Genomic DNA, 18,330 nt, shown 5'->3' with positions numbered 1-18,330 from the left:
ATGAAAAAAAAGTCCCAATTAAGAGGCTTTATTCATTTACAGCAAGAGGCTGTCCATTTTATGTTTTGCGAAGAAAGCGTCTATAGGAGCGTACAGATGATCCTTAACTCTAGGATCAAGTTTTTTGAGCTGTGAAGCCTTTTAAGTGCATCGTTGTCGATATTGCGGTATTCTCCGACTAGGTGTAGTATCCATTACACTCAAATATTCCGACCCCCTTGAAGTCGTTACCCTTTTTATACCATTTGTATTGGCATCCCAAGGTACTTCTTAGGAAACAAAAATTTAAAATTCCGAACACTATTAGGCTAAGGCTCAAAAATGGCATTGAAACTGTTTCAAGGTTTGTTCTTTAAACGTTCAGTATTCATTTGTAATTCCTGTGGAGATAAACTGATTTTTGTTCCAGGTGAGGGGAATTAAATCAGGGTTCAGGTAACCCTCTGTTTTCTTGATTTTCTATCCTTAAATAATGCTTAGGAACTTAATGGCATACCAAAATCAATGAGCATTTGTCAATTTAACCTTATATTTAAGGCAATTATTAAATATCCATTATGGAAATAAAGTTTCAAACCAAAGAAGAGAGTAATCGGGAACAGCGGGAGGCTTTTCTAAAGCTGGCTCCGGCAGACCGGTTTTATGCCTTTCTGGATCTTTGCGCAAAGCTGAAAAAATTTCCAGTAAAATCAACTAAGGAGAATGCTTCAGAAAATTTTGTAATTGAAATAACAACTCATGACAAAAATCTGGAAGGAAAACATTGATGAATTTTTAAGGGAAGCCTCTCAGGAGGAGGTAAAGATGCTTTTAGTTGGAGGTGGTGCAGTAAACTTCCATGGATACCAAAGGCATTCGGCTGATGTGGATTTTTGGATAGAGACAACAGAAGAAAATTTTTCAAAATTGATCCGGGTATTTCGAAAAATGGGATATGAAATCCACCATTTCCCGGAAAAGGTTATTAATAGAGAGCAGAATATCTCTATTAAGTTCACTCCCGCGGATTTAAATCTGGAATTAATTACAAATTTTCGTCTTGGAAAAAGCTTTAATCAAGCATTTGCTGAAAGCGAAAAGGTGGTGATAAAAGACCGTGGGATTTATAAATGGAATGTGCTCAATTTAAATGACCTGTTGGAAAGTAAAAAAAGGGCTTCCCGACCAAAAGATTTGCTTGACATCATAGAACTGAAATCAATCCATGGGATGAAATAATTTGGTTTTTCCTATCCTAGAGGTAGGTGCAGGTTAGATTTATCCCACCTAGGTGTAATTTGCAATTACCCTCCCTGGGTGTAGTATTCACTACACCCTTGTATTCCTAACAACCTTTAAAGTCGTGAACCTTTTTAGGCTATTTGTAATGGTATACTAAAGCGCTTCCTAGTAAACGAAAGTTTAAAATTCTGAGCACTATTTGGCTAAGGCTCAAAAATGGCATCAAAACTAATTTAAGCTTAGTTCATTAATCGGTCAGTATTCATTTGTAATTCCTGTGGAGACAAACTATTTTTAGTTGTGGGTGAGGCTTATCTTATGAGCAATAAGGGAATGTCGTATTTTTTAACAGTCCATTGGACAAAGGCAAACCCTAAAACTGCTTTTCCAAAACTTTCTGCTTACCCTGTCAAATTACCTGCTTTTTAGTTATTGAAAAAGCGCCTTGTTCAATAGATAGTTATTAGGACTGGTATTATTTTGAAGAAATATAGTTCTATTAATATCAATTAATGCTGTAAAATAATTTATAATAGTTATTTGAAATGTGAAATTGTTGTCCTGTTTTTTTACATTCTAAGTATCCGATGGGTTAAAGGCTTAATATGTAAACAAGAATCTTGATTTTGATTTGAAGAATGTGATATAATGGCAATTGTAAGCCGGTGAAAATATTTTGCTTTTTAATAAACTTCGTTTATAAGTCGTCAGTAGTTGACTAAATAGTGAGAGTAGCATCCTTTATTTAGATGATAAAGTTTTTATAAAGAGCTTAAAAACATAGAATAGTAAAATTTTTGGGGGATTTGGATTTATATTGTTTCATCCGCTAGTTATCTTTTCGATTATTGAAAGTTCTAAAAAAAAAATATTAACTTGACGGTGATTCACCCTTAAACTTGCCTGTTTATTTAATATAAACGAAATCCAACTTAACTATGGCTTTTGTAAAATGTGAAATTCAAGGAGGAACTTATGACTTTATTACCAACCTAAGTTCAGGTTGCTATGCTTGCGGGACTCCTTGGGGAATGTGGATTTGTGCCTCCCTGCAGACCACTCATCAGTCTCCTGAAAATCTACAAGTCAACCTTCAAAGGGGTGTGGCTATAATAAATATTTTCCTACCCTCTTTTTATCATAGCAGTCAATTTTTAGGATCTCTTAATAGAGGTTCTCATTTTGTTTTCACCAAATCATAGAAAAAATTGACATGTAATGTACTATAACTGCTTCCTTCTATAAACCTATCATTCTATGAAAACTCTTATATTTCTTATGATATCCTTAATTTTCCTTCTACCCTTTTCCAGAGTTCAAGGACAAACGCAAATTTCAAGCGTCATAGCCGATGATCTTAATGGTGTTTATGAAGGGAAATTGACAATGCCCGAAGGTAAAAAGTATGCAAGATTTGTAATCTGTAAAACTAAAAAATTTTATAGTGGACGGCAAGGCTTTTATGATGTCGTTTTAAAAAGGACTTACTCCGATAATAAAAAATTTGATGCAACTTCTGAAGCCTTAATTATGACAGGTAAATATTACATTGATAATAATGATCGAATTATTTTAGGTGGTATATCGGAAATCGAAATTAATAGGAATGGAAATTTGAGAGATGTAAATTTACATGACAATGGGAGTGTATATTTTACTAAAGATAAGAACAAACTTATTTTTAGAGAAGGAACATTGAAAAAAGTAAGCAATGAGTATGACTTTGAAAAGCTTATTCAACAAGCAAGCCAAGCGCACATATTTGCTGAAGCCAAATTATCAGATGAGTACGTAACTTTAATCAAACACAGAGCAAGAGTGTCAGCCTTTTTTGGGCGAGAGTCTAGTATAGGGTTTGATCTGAATATAAGAATTGAGCCTGATTTTGAAGCTCAATTAGAACAAAAGATTATCAAAGCATGGTACTCCTATAATGATTATTACCTACGGCAAGGATCGATTTATAAATTGAACTCGGTAAGATCACAAATTTTACAATTAATGAACTACTTTACGAAGTCGGGTGTAAGTCTTGGCAATATAAACTGGTTAACACATTTCCCTAACGCTGAAGAAATTGAAGTCTTTAATAAAAAACGTAATTTTCTTGACTTTCGTATTAAAATTTCAAGAAATGACGATGAAATTAAGTTTGAGGTCATACAAGTTGATTTTGAAAAATCCCTAAAAGAGGAACTCAGTGAATTTGAAAAATTTATAGCCTATAAAGAGAAAGGTAGAAAAGAAGCAATCCAAAAAGCAATCAATGAAGAAGGGCGGTATGCTATTAATGCTTCAGGAGAAATAATTGATATTTACAATCCTGGCAGGGATCGAAAACCAAATTCATACCAACTGGAACTAGGCTATTATTTTGATGAAGAAGTTGTTAACCTTTACTACGGAAGATTTGGGAAAGTCAATAAGCATTACTTTCCTTTTATCCTAAACATGTTCATCATAAAAAGTAGTAAAAAGTTTAAAATGAACGTTGCCAAAAATCCTGTTATTTCTTATCAAACGCTAATTCAAACCCCGACTGAGACAATTGGAGGTGTAACTTATAACACTGGAAAGTCAGAAAGGTTTGATTATAAAATTTACTTAGACCAAAGGTTTCTAGTTCAATTTGAAAATAATGTTGATACAGAACAATTCTCTATTAGGAGTGATCGTCAAACCAGAGAATTAGATAGATTTTTAGAAAAATATCCTCCTAGTTCAATAGTCTATAAGCAAGTTAGAGAAAATATGTATCGTTATTTTAAAGGAATCAAACCTGCAAGCAGTATTGATGAAATTCAAGATTGATGGAGCATACTTTTTTCTTAGAAGGAATGCCGACTGGGATTAGTTGTGTCGTGAAGACCTTGATGTGAATCAAAGACATGTTGTATAAAAGATGGTAGTAGGTCTACCGCAATCACTGACTAAGTGGAGGTTGCCAATCCACCCAGGTGTAATTTGCAATTACACTTTTCTATCCACCTTAATGAAATTTAGGAAAATCAATCTAAAATGGCCAACTAATGCCGATTCTAGGTATTAGATAGAAAGGAGATAAAATATTTATGAGATTCTTGACAGCGCAGTAATTCGGGTAAACAGGGCCGATTATCTTTTTTTTAGTTCCGACAACCAATTTAGTGTTTCGAAAACTAAAACACTTGACCTACAACTCAAACCAAAGAATAGGTGTATTTTTATTGGCTACAAAACATTACTTAAATTCTGCAAATCTTTAGGATAGCATGACTGAAGCCTATTTCTTTTAGGTAAGAAGATAAAGGCAAGGAGATTTTGAAAAATCATTCCACTTAAATTCCATTAACAGGCTAAAATAATTGGGAAATAGTGACCAATAAAAAATTACCTTAAAGGGCATTGTACCAATGGCAATTGTTGTAAAAGCTCCATTTATGGCTACTTGAAATTAATGATTATTTACCCTTTCCCCTTAAACTAATTGTACTTTATGGTGATAGTTTTTTAGAAGTATTTCAGTATATTACCTGAGGCATTTAATGAGAGAAAAAGCAGATCCATGAAATTTGATAAGTCTTATTTAGTTTTACTATTTACATTTTTTAATATTTTCCTATTTGCACAAAATACCAGTGGCAAAATTTTTGAAAAAACTTTTCGGTGGAAGCCTGAAAATGGGAAAAATGGATGTGATGCAACAATAAACTTAAAGCTAAATTATTATTTAAAAAATGACAGGCCTTGGGTCAACATTTCTTATACCATTGAAAAGGGGAATACCGTTTATTTCGAAGGAAAACAATATGCAAGGCAGCAAATAGGAGAAGAAGCCTACAAGGCGATTAGGGTGCAATTCCCAAGGTTTGTAGTTGACCTTTATGAAGGCAGTAATTTTATTACATCAATTGGCTTCGATAGTAAAGGAAATATGACCTATGGAGGAGATTGGCTAAACATATTTGAAGGTCATTTACATGCAGAACACACAAAGCGAAATCTTCCAAGTGGAGAGAGAGCTAAAGAGATTTTTTTAAGCAATGCATTTTCTATTAAAAATATGCGCCTCACTTATATTGATGCAGTAAATTTCCATTTGGTTAAAATGTATGCTTTAGGTGAAAATGATAGCAATGATAAAAGTGCATCAGCTTATCCAAGTACTGACTCCGACCAATCGGTAAGCAACAATAATGACTACGAAACTTCTCAATCAAATTCCTCAAGCTACCAAAGTGGCACAAGTGCTGCAAATTCACATTACCAAGACGCCTTAGAAAGACAACAAGTTTATACCCAAAATTTAGAAGCCGCAGCTACTCAAATAGTTAATGTGGGTTTAAGTATTGCCAACGATATTCAACAAGCTAGGATTAGGAATGTAAATAATAAAAATGAAAACATAAGGGAATATCTTGAGGAAATTATCCCTTTAGACAAGGAGTGCGAAGCCTTGTATACAACAGATTATGCAGACTTTCTTGTAAAGGAAAAAACATTACGGAGGTATGAAAACCTAGCCATTGATAATTTAAACTGGCTTATTGAAAAGGAAGGTGACGCAAGGTATAAAAATTTAAAATCAGAAATTTTTTCCAACCAAGTAAATAGACTAAAGAAAATATTGGCGTACAATACGGCACAGCTATTAAAAAATGAGACGGAACTTAAAAATATGGCGCTAATCAATGAGTTTTATTATGCCAATTTAAATGAACTGATAGATTTCGCAGGAGATTTGTCTACAGATTTGGGCTATCATAATAACAGTGTTCACGGATCAACAGGATATGGATTGTTTAAATTTTGGAGAGATTTTGTTGACAAAGAGAAGAGTGAAAGAGCTCGGAAAATGTTAGCCTCCAACGAAACAAATAAATTTTTAGATCCTATCTATGAAATATTTTTTTATACAAGACAAAATTATGTCAGTGACTATTATGACAAAAAAGCCATTGATTTATTTAACGCAGCCAATGATCAAACCAAAAAATCATTGCTAATTGGTGTGCTTTTTGGAAGAAACTATGCTAAAGATTTAGATTGGGATCAATTGTACATAAAAGATGACCGACTATTGAAGTTGTTTTTGGAAAATACAAATGAAAAAATATATTATTACGAAATTGAATTTAATGGAACCAAAGGGAAGGAAAAAATGCCTTTGTATAAATTTTTAAATTCAAAATATGGATTTAAAAATTCAGCATCTAATGCACTTGTAAAAGATTGGTTAAAAAGAGATAAAAAATTAACCGGAAAAAATCTGGATGATTTTGTTGAAGAACAATTGGCAAAAGAAAAAAAAGCCTCTCTTCTTGAAAATGAAAATATTGAAATTAGAAATTTGATTTCACAATCTCAAGTGCTGTCTGAAAGTGGGGATTTTAACAAAGCCCTTACACTCATTCAAAAAGCTAGAGAGAATTTCCCTAACAACTATGATTTATTAATAACAGAAGCACATATTTATAATAAACTCAATAATAAAGACCGTTTTTTAGAACTACTCAAAGAAGGGGAAAAGTCAGAAGAGGCAAACGATATATTGTTTTTTAATATTGGCGTACTTGAACAAGCAAATGAAAATTATGCTGAAGCAGAAAACTATTATTTAAAAGCAATTGAGATTAATCCTGAAAATGTTGATGCTCATTATAATTTAGGAATTGTGTACAGTGAACAAGCAACCTTACTTAAAAATGACATCAATAATTTCATAGATCAACCTGAAAAATATGACGAAATCTTCCTAGATATTATAGAAGTTTTCAGAAAGTCAATTTCAAACTATAAGCGTGCAGTAAAGTTACAGGAATACGATTATGATACACTATTTGAGATAGGATTCACCTGTACTGCACAAGCAAATGAAATCGGGAAGCAGGCCAATAAAAAATTAGAATACCCAAAAAAATACGGCTGGCTTTATTTGAAGAGGATGGAAATGTACAATCATTCACTGTTCTTTTTTAAAAAAGCGCAACAATTGGATGATACAGATGAGGACTTAAATCAAAACATAATAATCCTTCAAAAAGTTGTTGATGATTTTAATGAGAAGAGCAAGAAAAAAAGCTAGGCTATCTTGAGGGATTTAGGTTTGCAGTAATTCTACTTTAATATCCCACTTTGGCTTCGTTCAGTATTCAGTTGTCTCCCACCTAGTTGTAATTTGCAATTACATCCTTTTATTCCCAAGCATATCTTTAAGGCATAATTATCTTAATGCCATTTGTAATGGCACGCTAATTCCGATAGTTATAAATGTAAGAACCTAAATAGCAAAAGATATATTGAGGGATGTCGGTTAAGACGTACAATATTTAAAAACTTCAAGCTATTTTTTTCCAAGTGCTGCAACCACACGGGTTTAATAGTGGGGAGTGTTAATAATGTCGAACCTCTTCCCATTGAAGAGGATAGTTATTTGTAGTTTTAAATTACAAGCAGTAGGGAAAAGCTTTGTTGAGCAGATCGGTATACAAATATACGCTAATTTTAAAAGATACATTACGGACTGGACAAGTGGCACCAATTGTGTGAAGTATAAACCTTTATTCTCTTTTTCCTTTTAGTTTTTGATTGGGGAAATATTGCGATGTATTACATTATCTTTTAAAAATAAATTTATGTTTAAGTATTGTTTATTCAATAAAAAGTTACATTTCATCCTAATTTTATCTTAATAAAGTTATATTTGTGCAGGGTATCTATATGTTGTTATTATTAATAGGTGTAGGGTTTAGTGGTTTTACCACGATCTTTTGTAAATGATTACATGTAAAAATTTTGAAAAAAATATGGATCAATCCATTTTTGATTTTGCTCCTTTTCCAATGTGGATTTATGATTTGGAATCATTTCGTTTTCTTGCAGTAAACAAGGAGGCCATTCGTTCTTATGGTTATAATGAGAAAGAATTTTTGAATATGACGATTAAGGACATTCGTCCTCCGGAGGATATCCCAAGACTAGAGAAAGCAGTAAAAGAAGCCAGAACCCGTTCTGAATTGTATAAAGAAAGTCTTTTTAGACATAGAAAACAGGATGGTAGCGTAATTTATGTAAAGATAAAAAGTAATCATATTTCCTTTAAAGGAAAAAGCGCTGAGATAGTTACAGCCATTGATCTGACAGACCGATATGAAAGAGAGCAAAAAATAGAGGGACAAAAGAATTATTTAACAGCGATTGGCACCATAAGCCAATTACTTTTGAAAACCAATGACTGGCTTCAATCTTTAAATACCTGTTTTAAAACCGTTGGGGAAACCATTGGGATTGATCGGATCTACTTTTTCCAAAATAACCTAAAAGATAGAACCACTTCCCAGAGGGTAGAATGGAGCAATGAAAATACTATACCACAGCTTGATAATCAGGAGCTTCAAAACATTCCATTCTCTGAGCTTCCTTTATTTATGGAACCTTTACTAAAGAAAAAGAATTTTGAGGCCATAGTTAAAGATCTTCCTCAGTCGGCCACGAAAGACCTCCTATTGCAGCTTGAAATCAAATCTATACTTGTCCTTCCATTATGGGTCAATGATTTATTTTATGGTTTTATTGGCTTTGATAATTGTACGCAAGAGCGAGAATTTTCTGAAGAAGAGTTTCAATTGATACATGTACTTACATCCAACTTAGGGCATGTGATTAAACAGCTTGAAGCATTTCAAGAGCTTTCCTACAGAGAGGCGAAGTTTAAGTCTTTGATTGAAAATGGGCAAGATCTTATTGCCATTCTTGATGCTAATGGATACTATAAAAACGTGGTCTCTACTTCTAAAACAATATTGGGAATTTCTCCGGATGAGCTTATTGGGAAAAATGCCTTCGATTTTATCCATAAAGAAGATATTCCACGCTTAAAGAAGCAATTAACTATAATATCTGAATCAAAATATGTTACAATTGAACCTTATCGGTTTATTGATGCAAATGGGAACTGGAGATGGATTCAAACGGAATTGTCCAATCACCTTGATACCCCATTAATTGAAGGGATAGTGGCAAATACATATGAAGTCACTACTGAGGTGAAAAAAAGACAGATCGAAAGGCTAGCAGCCTCTTTGACCAAGGGAATAGGTCAGCCTGGAAATTTGTCCTCTTGTTTCAATCAGGCGATAAGCCAATTAACGGATTTAAATGGTATCGATTCTAGTGAAATTTGGTTGGTCTCTCAAGATGCAAGTCGATTGGACTTGATTTCTTATTCTTTTCAAAATGAAAAAATTTCTTCGTTTTACGAATACGGAAAAGAATTCAATTCTTTTACTCTAGGCTCAGGTCTTCCGGGATATATTTGGAAAGAAAATAGTCCTATGTTGTGGAGGGATTTGCCATACAAAAAGGAATTTGTCCGCCAACCCGCTAACTTTAATACAGCAATGGGCTTTCCCATTTCTTATAACAACGAGTTTATTGGTTGCATTCTTTGTTTTTCTACAAATCAGGGAGATACAATAGTAGAGGAATATAATTTGCTTAAAGAAGTCACCCAATTACTTGGGCCGGTTGTTAAGCAAAAAATTACTGAAGAAGAATACCGCAATTTTTTTAATATTTCTCCGGATCCTCATTGTATCATAGGCTTTGATGGATACATCAAAAAGTTCAACAAAGCCTTTCAAAATTTGTTGGGGTATGAGGAAGAAAAATTATTGTCTACCCCAATATATCATTTTATTCACAAAGATGATAAACAGGAATCTCAAGCAATCCTTCAATCTTCTATAACTCCTACGTCGTCACTATCTCATGCATCCTATCCAAAATATGAAGCCCGCTTTGTAACATCTGATGGGAGTATTAAATGGTTGGTTTGGAACGGTACGGTCATTCAGGAGTCAAAAATCATTGTAGCGGTCGCTAAGGATATCACAGAAGAAAGATTGGTTCAGGAAAAATTAGAAGTGGCATATAAGCAATTAAAAACCGCCCAAAAAATAGCCAAGCTTGGCTATTGGTTTAGGGATCTTGATTCTGAGCTTTCTGTTTGGTCTGAAGAAACCTATCGCATTTATGGCTATTCTCCTCATGATTTTATTCCAACCCAAAACAATATTGCCCAAACTTTCCATCCTGAAGATCGGCATCTGATTGAAAACGATTCAATTGGATTACTTGATGCGGATATAGCTAAGGGTTTTGAACACCGTTTATCCACAGGGAAAGGAAATATTAAATGGGTTCATCAAGAAATTCGATTGTTAACGGATAAACAAGGCCAACCCTTCCGAATAGAAGGAACCATACAAGATATCACGGAAAGAAAGCTTTATGAAAAAGAGTTATCCCTTAGCAATGAGCGATTTAGGTTGGCTATGCAAGCCAGTAACGAGATTATTTGGGAGCTTGACCACCAAAACGGTATAATAACTAGAGGCAATGGGGGGAAATCAATGTTTGAATTCAGAAGTAATGAAGCCTATAATAAAAATAATTCATGGTTTAGTAAGATTATAACTGAGGAGAGGGATAATATTTGGGAGACTTTTCAAGAAACTTTAGCTGATAAAAATAAATCCTATTGGAATTCAGAGTATAAAGTGAAATCAGAAAAGGGAGGTATAATTTACCTTATTGATCGTTGTTATATTCTAAGAGATGAAGCTGGTAAGCCAATGAGGTCAATTGGTTCAACTTTAGATGTTACTTCTTCGCGCGAACAATTAAATAAAATAAAAAACCAGAACGAAAAGCTAAAAGAAATAGCCTGGCTTCAATCGCATGTAATTCGAGCTCCTCTTGCAAGAATCATGGGATTAATTAATCTTTTCGAAGTTATTGATGATGATGAGGAAATTACCAAGAATCAAATAATAGAAATGATCACAACATCAGCTCATGAATTGGATGAGGTGATTAAAGATATTACCAGAAAAATAAACGCAGAAGATATAGGTTAAATATTGAATAAATATCAAACCTCTGAAATTTAGAGGCGTTTGATTTATAAAAGAAGCAATCTGTTGGGTTGCAGAGCAGCGTCAAAGCCTACCGGCGGTTGAGCGGAATCGAAACCCGTTGGCTGAGCGGAGTCGAAGCCTGGCGGTTGAGCGGAGCCGAAACCTGGCGGTTGAGCGGAGTCGAAACCATAGGATATCGTCCTCGTCCACCTACCCCTTCGGTTCCGCTCAGGGGCCGGTAAAAAATGGCAAACCTCCTTAAAAACGTCCCTATCAAGCCTTTACTGCCCCGGGTTTGAATTTGAGGAAAACAAGTCGGCCCAATAATAACCAAGGGAAACCATGCAAAATAAAATCTCCCCAATCGATTAATTGCATGCCATTGGCTCCACCGGCAATCCATTTAATTTTTCCCCATATATGAGGTTCCGGGAAAAAAGGTGCCAATCCCAACCATGCGCACATGATCAGCACCAATGTCCAATTATTAATGGGATTCTTAACTGTGTTAACTTCTTTTCTGACCATGCTTTCCATCATTTCTTATCCAAAGATAAAAAGACAACTTCTTCAAAAAGGTGACAATGGTTACAGAAGTTATTAATAACTCAAATTAATTTATATGGCTATTTGTAGAATTTAAAATAAAGCAGCAATAATGTTGCTAATAAAAGCACCGTACCCCCGATAAAAGGATAAACGCCCACATTACTGATTAGCGGAAGGGCTATACCGGTAACAATCCCCCCACCAACGATGGGTTCATAGAGGGGTTGCTTATAGCTAAAGGTGGAGGTGAATTTTTCTGCTTTAGTGCCCGCTCTTTTGATCAAAATTAATCCAATGGCTGTGGTGCCTGTAGATTGACCAAATTCTCCTAAGGCCCTTAATCGCCATTCTTTGGGAAAGAAAATTTTCCCCATCAAAAAATAAATGGCAATATTATAGCCGACGCCGGCTCCACCAAGGATTAATAATGGAGCCAAATTATCCGTCAAGGCTTTAATGGAAAGGCTTCCAATGGCTGCCACGATAAGTAGGTCCAGTGAGAGGTTGGTGATATAATTGATGTGTTTTCTACTGATATAGCCTGTTAATTTTGCTTTTTCAGCAAACACTTGTACCGCTAAACCGGCAAGCATAGCGACGGGAAACAATGGAATAAATTTATTTATTTTTGACTCTTCTTGAGAAAATATAGCCATCTCTCCATAAGATAGTCCTTTTAAAAATAGCCAGCCTAAAATTATGGTGAGCCCTACGATGGCTATCTGTAAAGGGAAAGACACCTTCTTTACTTTTTCCAAGTTGTCGTCTTTCTCTCCATTGTCCGACATTTTCATATCATGTGTTTCCTCCTTACCATTTACATTAGACATAATGGTGCCAAAAATTATGGCTGAAACCAGCCCTATGGTGGCAATACCGAGCCCTAGGTCTACTCCCTGTTCAAAATCGATGGCGGAGAATGTATTCTTTAAGCCGGCAACTGTACCATGCCCTCCTTGAAAACCGATGGCTATCAAAGCCCCGGAAACCGCATCAATGTCAAAGATTGGCTTAAGCAGTAAGATAGCAATAAGTAAACCGACGATGTATTGACCTAGTGCTAAGGTATAGCCAAAACATAGGTTGGGCATGCTTTTATTTAGGATGGTCTTGAAGTCAGGAATGTTTTTACCTAGAAACAAGCCGGCAAAAACGACCACAATTAGATAAGCCGGAAAATCTTTCCAAATGCTTACACTGGCTTCAGGTAGCAGTCCTTTAGGTAGGGCGTTTATGCCAATACTTTCTGAGATAAGGGGACCCAGAAGATCCGGTCCAAGCAACAGTGCCAGTACACCGCCAATTAAGGAGGCAGGGATCATAAGCTTCTTTAGGAAAGCCTCTTTAAGCAGATAGGCAATAAAGAGGAAAAGGGTAATCAGTAGCAAGGCATTAAAAAACTCAAATGTCGCAAATTTCTCCATGAATCTATTTGATTTTTATACGGCGAATTTATTCCGGATGGATATAAAATGGCCAGGGAGCTTAGGTGTGTTTGGGTACTGTTACAATTTTAAGACCGTCCGTAAATGCTGACTTTTTCCGGACATTTGGATGATTTAAGTTTATCCAAATAATTTTTACCCGTTTTACAATAGGATGCATGTTGGAATTACGATTGCCTATTGAGAGGATAAAGCCTGAAATTTCTCCCTTGGTTTTGCCAATATGATTGACAGGTAATATTGTTTTTGGCCAATATCTATGGCTACCATATGCACAAATGTTTTGCCAAAATCCAAAAAATACTTCCTTGATTTCTAAAAAGTTAACAAGAAAAGAAATCCAATAGTAAGTTCCTTTTATGAATTGCTATTTATATTAAATCTCCCCATCCGACCTAAGGTTTATTAAGGCAAAGATAAGCTTGGGTTTTTCTAGCCACTACATTGTTTAGTTGGCATTTGGAAGGTCTATTTTTATTTAATCCTTGGTATCAGTTGATAATCTACCATACAATTACAGCCAAGTTTTGGCTGTAATTGTAGCTATCAGTTTTTCAAAATTGGGATCCGAAATTTACAAAATTGTACAGTACAGGTCATCTGCAATGGCCTAGCCCAATCTATGTTATTTACCTTAAAAAAATCTTAATATCGATTATTTTACCGTTGCTTTAAGCCAAGTTTCGGCCAATGCCGGCCAGGTTTCTGCGCCAGGGTTGCCATTCCTTAGTCCATAGCCATGTCCGCCTTTGGGTAGAAGGTGCAAGGAAACTGGTACTTTGTTGTCTCGCAAAGCGGTGGCCATTACCAGTGCACTATTGGCATGGGAATCGTCTGCTGTAGCAAAAAGAAACATGGGAGGGGTATTTTCGTTTACATTCAATTCCGGGGTAAGGCTTCTATTTTCACCCTTGTCAAGGTAAGCAGGGTAGATCAACATGGCGAAATTTGGTTTGGATGAGACTTTGTCCTTGGCATCTTGCGCTGTATAAGTTTCCTCATTGTACCTTGTGCTTGCTCTGGCAGCCAAACTACCTCCAGCAGAGAAACCAATCACACCAATCTTATCGGTATCTAATTTCCATTCATCTGCCCCGCTTCTAACGATTCTAATGGCACGCTGTATATCATTCAAAGCCCCATCCTGTTTTTCAGGGACCCGGTATTCCAAAACGAAGGCGGTGTAGCCCAAAGTGGTAAACCACTCAGCCACTTCATGTCCTTCTTTATCGATGGCCAAAATGCGATAACCTCCTCCGGGGCATACAATTACCGCGGCTCCATTATTAACATTTGCATCAGGCAAGAATACCTTTAAAGTAGGATCAGTAACATCTGTCAACCTAGTCACGTCTCCACTGTGATTGTCTGTGACCACTGCAGGGTGTTTTGGGCCTGTTTCTCCCGGCACTTTATCCGGCCAAATGTGAATGAGATCTTCATTTTGAGCTTGCGCCACGAAAACAAGTGAGAAAAACAAGGAGCAAAGGGTAAGCATTACTTTTATTGGCTGCGGTTGTGTTTTCATGGGAGGTTTTGGTTGTTGACTTTTAGAATCAATTCAATTTTATAAGTGGTTTCGCTTGTATATTCCCTGTTTAAGAAATGTCAAGGAAGAAAACAAGGCTTGAATATACCCTAAAAAAAATATTCTACCAATAGCTAATTACAACAAGGGTGTGTGATGGTTCTTTAAAAACAATGGCAATTGTTCTTGAACCCGAATTATGAAATAGAAGGCCTACCGCCTATATTGGTTTTAAAATTCCTTTGAATGTATTGAAGGGGAATAACTATTATTCCTGCAAATTTTGTATTAGGAATCATGTCATTTCCCCCGATCTCTTTTGTTAATCAGTTTGAGATTGTTGGAAGTGTTATATTTGATTCCGGTTCAATATTTCTTCTTGTCTTACAGAAAGTCGATTTGACCCTTTCAGAGAAATTGAAATAGGGAATCCATATTACTGCACCTACAGCCGCTTGAATAAGCTGCTTGTTTTCTAGGGTCAATGTGTCTTTGGTCAGAATTGTATCTATCAAGATTGCCATCAAATTGACCACATAGAAAATGGTCATTAGCTTTGGAACGCTTGTCCTTCTGGTGTAAAACAGAAGGATAAGCAATAATGAAAAAATGGCAAGTAATACATTGTAAGTTAACTCAAAGGCAATGGCTTCAGTTAGTCCCATGGCAAATGCATTTTCCCAAAGGGCTATGTCAAAATACCCCACAGAGAAAAAATTAATTATAATCCTAATTGGGGTTATTGTTAGACCAATGGCCGGAAGAATAAGCCATCCACCTATGCTTTTATCCTCCGCATATTCCCAAGGCTGAGGGTCGAAATTTATATAGGTTTTAATACTAAAAAAGATTCCTAAGACCAATAAAACGAGGGCTGTAAATATTGCCAAACCGCTCTTTTCATCTGAAATGACTCCCGGATTGTAGGTAAGGCTAAACATTAGGTCATTTTTAATGTCTTCATGGGCAGAAAGAAATTCAGGAACCATTTCTCCTTCAATGAAGTCATTGGTTAAATCATAGGCGTATTTAACAGCGATTCGTTCACCATATCCCTGGATTTGATTTGTGTACAGGAAGGAGGAACCTTCGATTTGTTTTTTTGCGTCTTCTACATACCAAGTTTCCGGAAGCATTACCTGTGTTTCTTGTTTAAAGGAAAAGGGGCTTCCCAAGCTATAATGGCTGTTTCGGGCAGAAGCACTTGGATAATTGATCAATGATTCCAATACCAAGGGATAAACCCTAGAGTAAATGTAGTTTTCATTCTCATCTTGTAACCAGAATTGTCCTACCTTATAATTTTCTTCCACCAGTACTTCATTATTGTCGAAGCGATGCTCGTCATAAAACCGTATCTTCTCGGTTTCTTTTATTCCCGGATATAAATTGTTATAAAAATTCAGGTAGTCTTTTTGGATAGATGAAAGGGGGTTGTTTTCAAATTCTGCCCGTACGTTATCCGCTTTATTTCCCCTATAAATTGTTTTGATTTCTATCATGGCCTGCCCTCCAACGCTATCTACATAAATTTTCTCCTGAATATCAATCTCGGATTTTTTTGGTTTTGGAAGTGTTAATAACTCAGAATTATTTTCTTTTATCAGCAAGCCCAATCCATAATCCGGGAAATAATTATGATCCAGATTCCCTCCCTGCATAGAAATGGTTGGATCGATATAATAATTTTTGTCCTCCAATGTGATAGCGACCACACAATGGTCAAATACACTGTTGGAGGGCTGGAGTTTATCAAGGTTGTGTTTTAAGGATGTGTTCACCAATAAGGGAAAAGCAGAAATGCCTTCTTTTTGTAACAATGCCACCAGCAATAGGGATTTATCCTTGCAATCACCGAATTTTTGTTGGTATACTTTTTCAGGTGAATGGGGTTTATAGGCCCCTATTCCCGACTCTAGTCCCAGGTAACGAATATCATCCTGAACATAGCGAATCAATTTCAGGGTTTTTTCCTTTTTACCAAGGTTTTCTTTTATAAGGTCTGGTAAATAGGAAGACACATTGCTTGTCTCAAATAGCGGCAATGCCCATTGCACCACATCTCCCCAGTGGTTTTGTGTGGAAATGGAGGTTATGGGCAAATCTATGGTCCATGAAGGAAGATTATTGTCCAGTTCTACCGGGGGGTTTGGACGGCTGGACCAACTATAAACTTTGCTGTCGCCTTCCTGTCGAATGGTGGGCTCCTGCTCGTGGTTGATGTTTTTGTAATAAATTACCTGTTTGTTCCCGGTGAAAACCCGGTAATTAATATGGTTTACAGGGATGGTATATCCGTGGTACAAACTTGAAGAGAAATTACCGAGGTGAATGGGATTAAAACCTACAATCGAATAACTTACAGCAATGACATCACCTTTTTGCACACCATCCAAATGAAAAAGAGCAGTCATACTTCCATCATACAAATGCCTTTCTTTACCTGACTCGGTGTTAGCAGTTGTGATTTTGTTTAAATCCAATTGATCTGAAAATTTGTCGTCTCTTTCTATCTCGATTTTATGAAAAACCAATTTTTGAAAGCTAGGGTCAAATTCAATGGATATGTCTGACATTTCCTGCATCCCTTCAGTCGTGAGAACTTGATACCTGTAATGGTGGAAAACAGTTTGTTTATTTAGGTTAATTTGTCTCTCGAAATCTAAATAATAATAAGGCCAGTTTTCTTTAATATCAGGCTTTGATACCGGGATAGGATCAATCCACCCGGGCACAGCCGAAGTTGTGACATTTTTCTGAAATGCCTGGGATTGGAAAACAATGAACCCCATAAAAAAAATAATATAAAACTGTTTCATTCTTTAGGAATTAAAAAAATAATATTAGAAATATAAGTATAGTTCAAAATAAAAACCAAGAGTTAGCCAAGAAATTTTAGCTAATTCTAATTTCTAGAACAAAAAATAGATGTAACTATAAAACTTATAGGGAATACTCCTATTGGATGAACACGTTTATCTTGATGGCACAATAATCCATTATCTGCATTTACCAAGTAGCTGGTAGCAATGCCAAATTGAGTGATTATTATAAAACCGGCTTGATAGCGTTGTTTTAGACAAATAACTAAATCAAAGGATTATTCTTCCATTTCGTATTCGTTTTTCAGGACCTTGATGGTCAGAACATTATTGTCGGAAGATATTATTTGCCACGCTTCTACTGTTTCTCCACCCCAGAAAGTACCTTGAATATTTAAAATGTCACCGTCTTTGGTCCAACTGCCTTCAAAATCGCTTGTAACAATAGGGGGTGTACCACAAAATCCGCTGTTGGCCCGATGAGTAAAAGTGCCATTGCTTAGAAAACGATAGCCATAAGTGTTTTCCTGCAATTGGTCAACCTTTTCCAATATCATCCCATTTTCATTATAAGAAATATTGCTCCAAGAACCAATGGGTATAGGACCGCTTTCTGAGACTGAAAGCAAAGGGTCATCCACACAGGAAACGATCAAAAGCAGAAGCATCAAAAAGAGGGTATTGTAGTGTTTCATGACTATTTTGGTTTTTCGTTTTAGCCATGACGTATATTAAATTAATTCTGTTGCGCCAACAACCAAAATTTATTGGGTGGATTATAAAATAAATATGCTTTACATAGGGGTAATATTATACACCTGTCGGTATTAAGGGGTGCATCGTCTGTAATTAGTAAATACGGAGCG

The 18,330-nt window shown here is 35.7% G+C and carries 11 protein-coding genes; 6 read left to right on the top strand and 5 right to left on the bottom strand.

What is annotated here, in order from left to right; all coding sequences use genetic code 11:
• Window positions 1–557 precede the first annotated feature (557 nt).
• The 6 genes from Q4534_RS14035 to Q4534_RS14010 all read left to right on the top strand — a co-directional run bounded on the left by Q4534_RS14035 (window position 558) and on the right by Q4534_RS14010 (window position 11,120).
• On the top strand, window positions 558–767 hold the full coding sequence (locus Q4534_RS14035; RefSeq protein WP_303613780.1) for a hypothetical protein: 210 nt from the start codon (window positions 558–560) through the stop codon (window positions 765–767).
• On the top strand, window positions 739–1,218 hold the full coding sequence (locus tag Q4534_RS14030) for a hypothetical protein (RefSeq protein ID WP_303613779.1): 480 nt from the start codon (window positions 739–741) through the stop codon (window positions 1,216–1,218). The genes Q4534_RS14035 and Q4534_RS14030 overlap by 29 nt, the downstream gene beginning before the upstream one ends.
• A gap of 941 nt (window positions 1,219–2,159) precedes the next feature.
• Window positions 2,160–2,423 (top strand): hypothetical protein, encoded by a 264-nt coding sequence (locus tag Q4534_RS14025; protein ID WP_303613778.1) that lies wholly within the window; start codon window positions 2,160–2,162, stop codon window positions 2,421–2,423.
• Between the two features lie 55 nt (window positions 2,424–2,478).
• On the top strand, window positions 2,479–4,032 hold the full coding sequence (locus Q4534_RS14020; protein WP_303613777.1) for a hypothetical protein: 1,554 nt from the start codon (window positions 2,479–2,481) through the stop codon (window positions 4,030–4,032).
• Window positions 4,033–5,134: 1,102 nt separating this feature from the next.
• A complete protein-coding gene (locus Q4534_RS14015; protein WP_303613776.1) occupies window positions 5,135–7,285 on the top strand; it encodes a tetratricopeptide repeat protein in 2,151 nt (716 codons plus the stop codon).
• A gap of 721 nt (window positions 7,286–8,006) precedes the next feature.
• Window positions 8,007–11,120 (top strand): PAS domain S-box protein, encoded by a 3,114-nt coding sequence (locus tag Q4534_RS14010; RefSeq protein ID WP_303613775.1) that lies wholly within the window; start codon window positions 8,007–8,009, stop codon window positions 11,118–11,120.
• Window positions 11,121–11,393: 273 nt separating this feature from the next.
• Here the strand turns inward: Q4534_RS14010 and Q4534_RS14005 are convergent, their stop codons facing one another.
• The 5 genes from Q4534_RS14005 to Q4534_RS13985 form a co-directional block, all read right to left on the bottom strand.
• Entirely contained in the window at window positions 11,394–11,660 is a 267-nt protein-coding gene (locus Q4534_RS14005) for a hypothetical protein (protein ID WP_303613774.1), read from the bottom strand.
• A gap of 86 nt (window positions 11,661–11,746) precedes the next feature.
• Entirely contained in the window at window positions 11,747–13,093 is a 1,347-nt protein-coding gene (locus Q4534_RS14000) for a sodium/glutamate symporter (RefSeq protein ID WP_303613773.1), read from the bottom strand.
• A 676-nt stretch (window positions 13,094–13,769) separates the two neighbouring features.
• Window positions 13,770–14,642: an alpha/beta hydrolase gene (locus Q4534_RS13995; protein WP_303613772.1), complete on the bottom strand. Its 873-nt coding sequence runs from the start codon at window positions 14,640–14,642 to the stop codon at window positions 13,770–13,772.
• Window positions 14,643–14,968: 326 nt separating this feature from the next.
• The gene (locus tag Q4534_RS13990) at window positions 14,969–17,461 is read right to left on the bottom strand and encodes a DUF3857 domain-containing protein (protein ID WP_303613771.1); all 2,493 of its coding nucleotides are present in this window, start codon (window positions 17,459–17,461) and stop codon (window positions 14,969–14,971) included.
• Between the two features lie 281 nt (window positions 17,462–17,742).
• Complete coding sequence (locus tag Q4534_RS13985; RefSeq protein WP_303613770.1) at window positions 17,743–18,159, bottom strand: hypothetical protein; 417 nt, start codon at window positions 18,157–18,159, stop codon at window positions 17,743–17,745.
• Window positions 18,160–18,330: the final 171 nt, after the last annotated feature.

Source organism: Cyclobacterium sp. 1_MG-2023 (assembly GCF_030546805.1).
Taxonomy (GTDB): domain Bacteria; phylum Bacteroidota; class Bacteroidia; order Cytophagales; family Cyclobacteriaceae; genus Cyclobacterium.
Note: the sequence above shows the minus strand (reverse complement) of the source record. Positions and strands in the feature narration are given on the sequence as shown.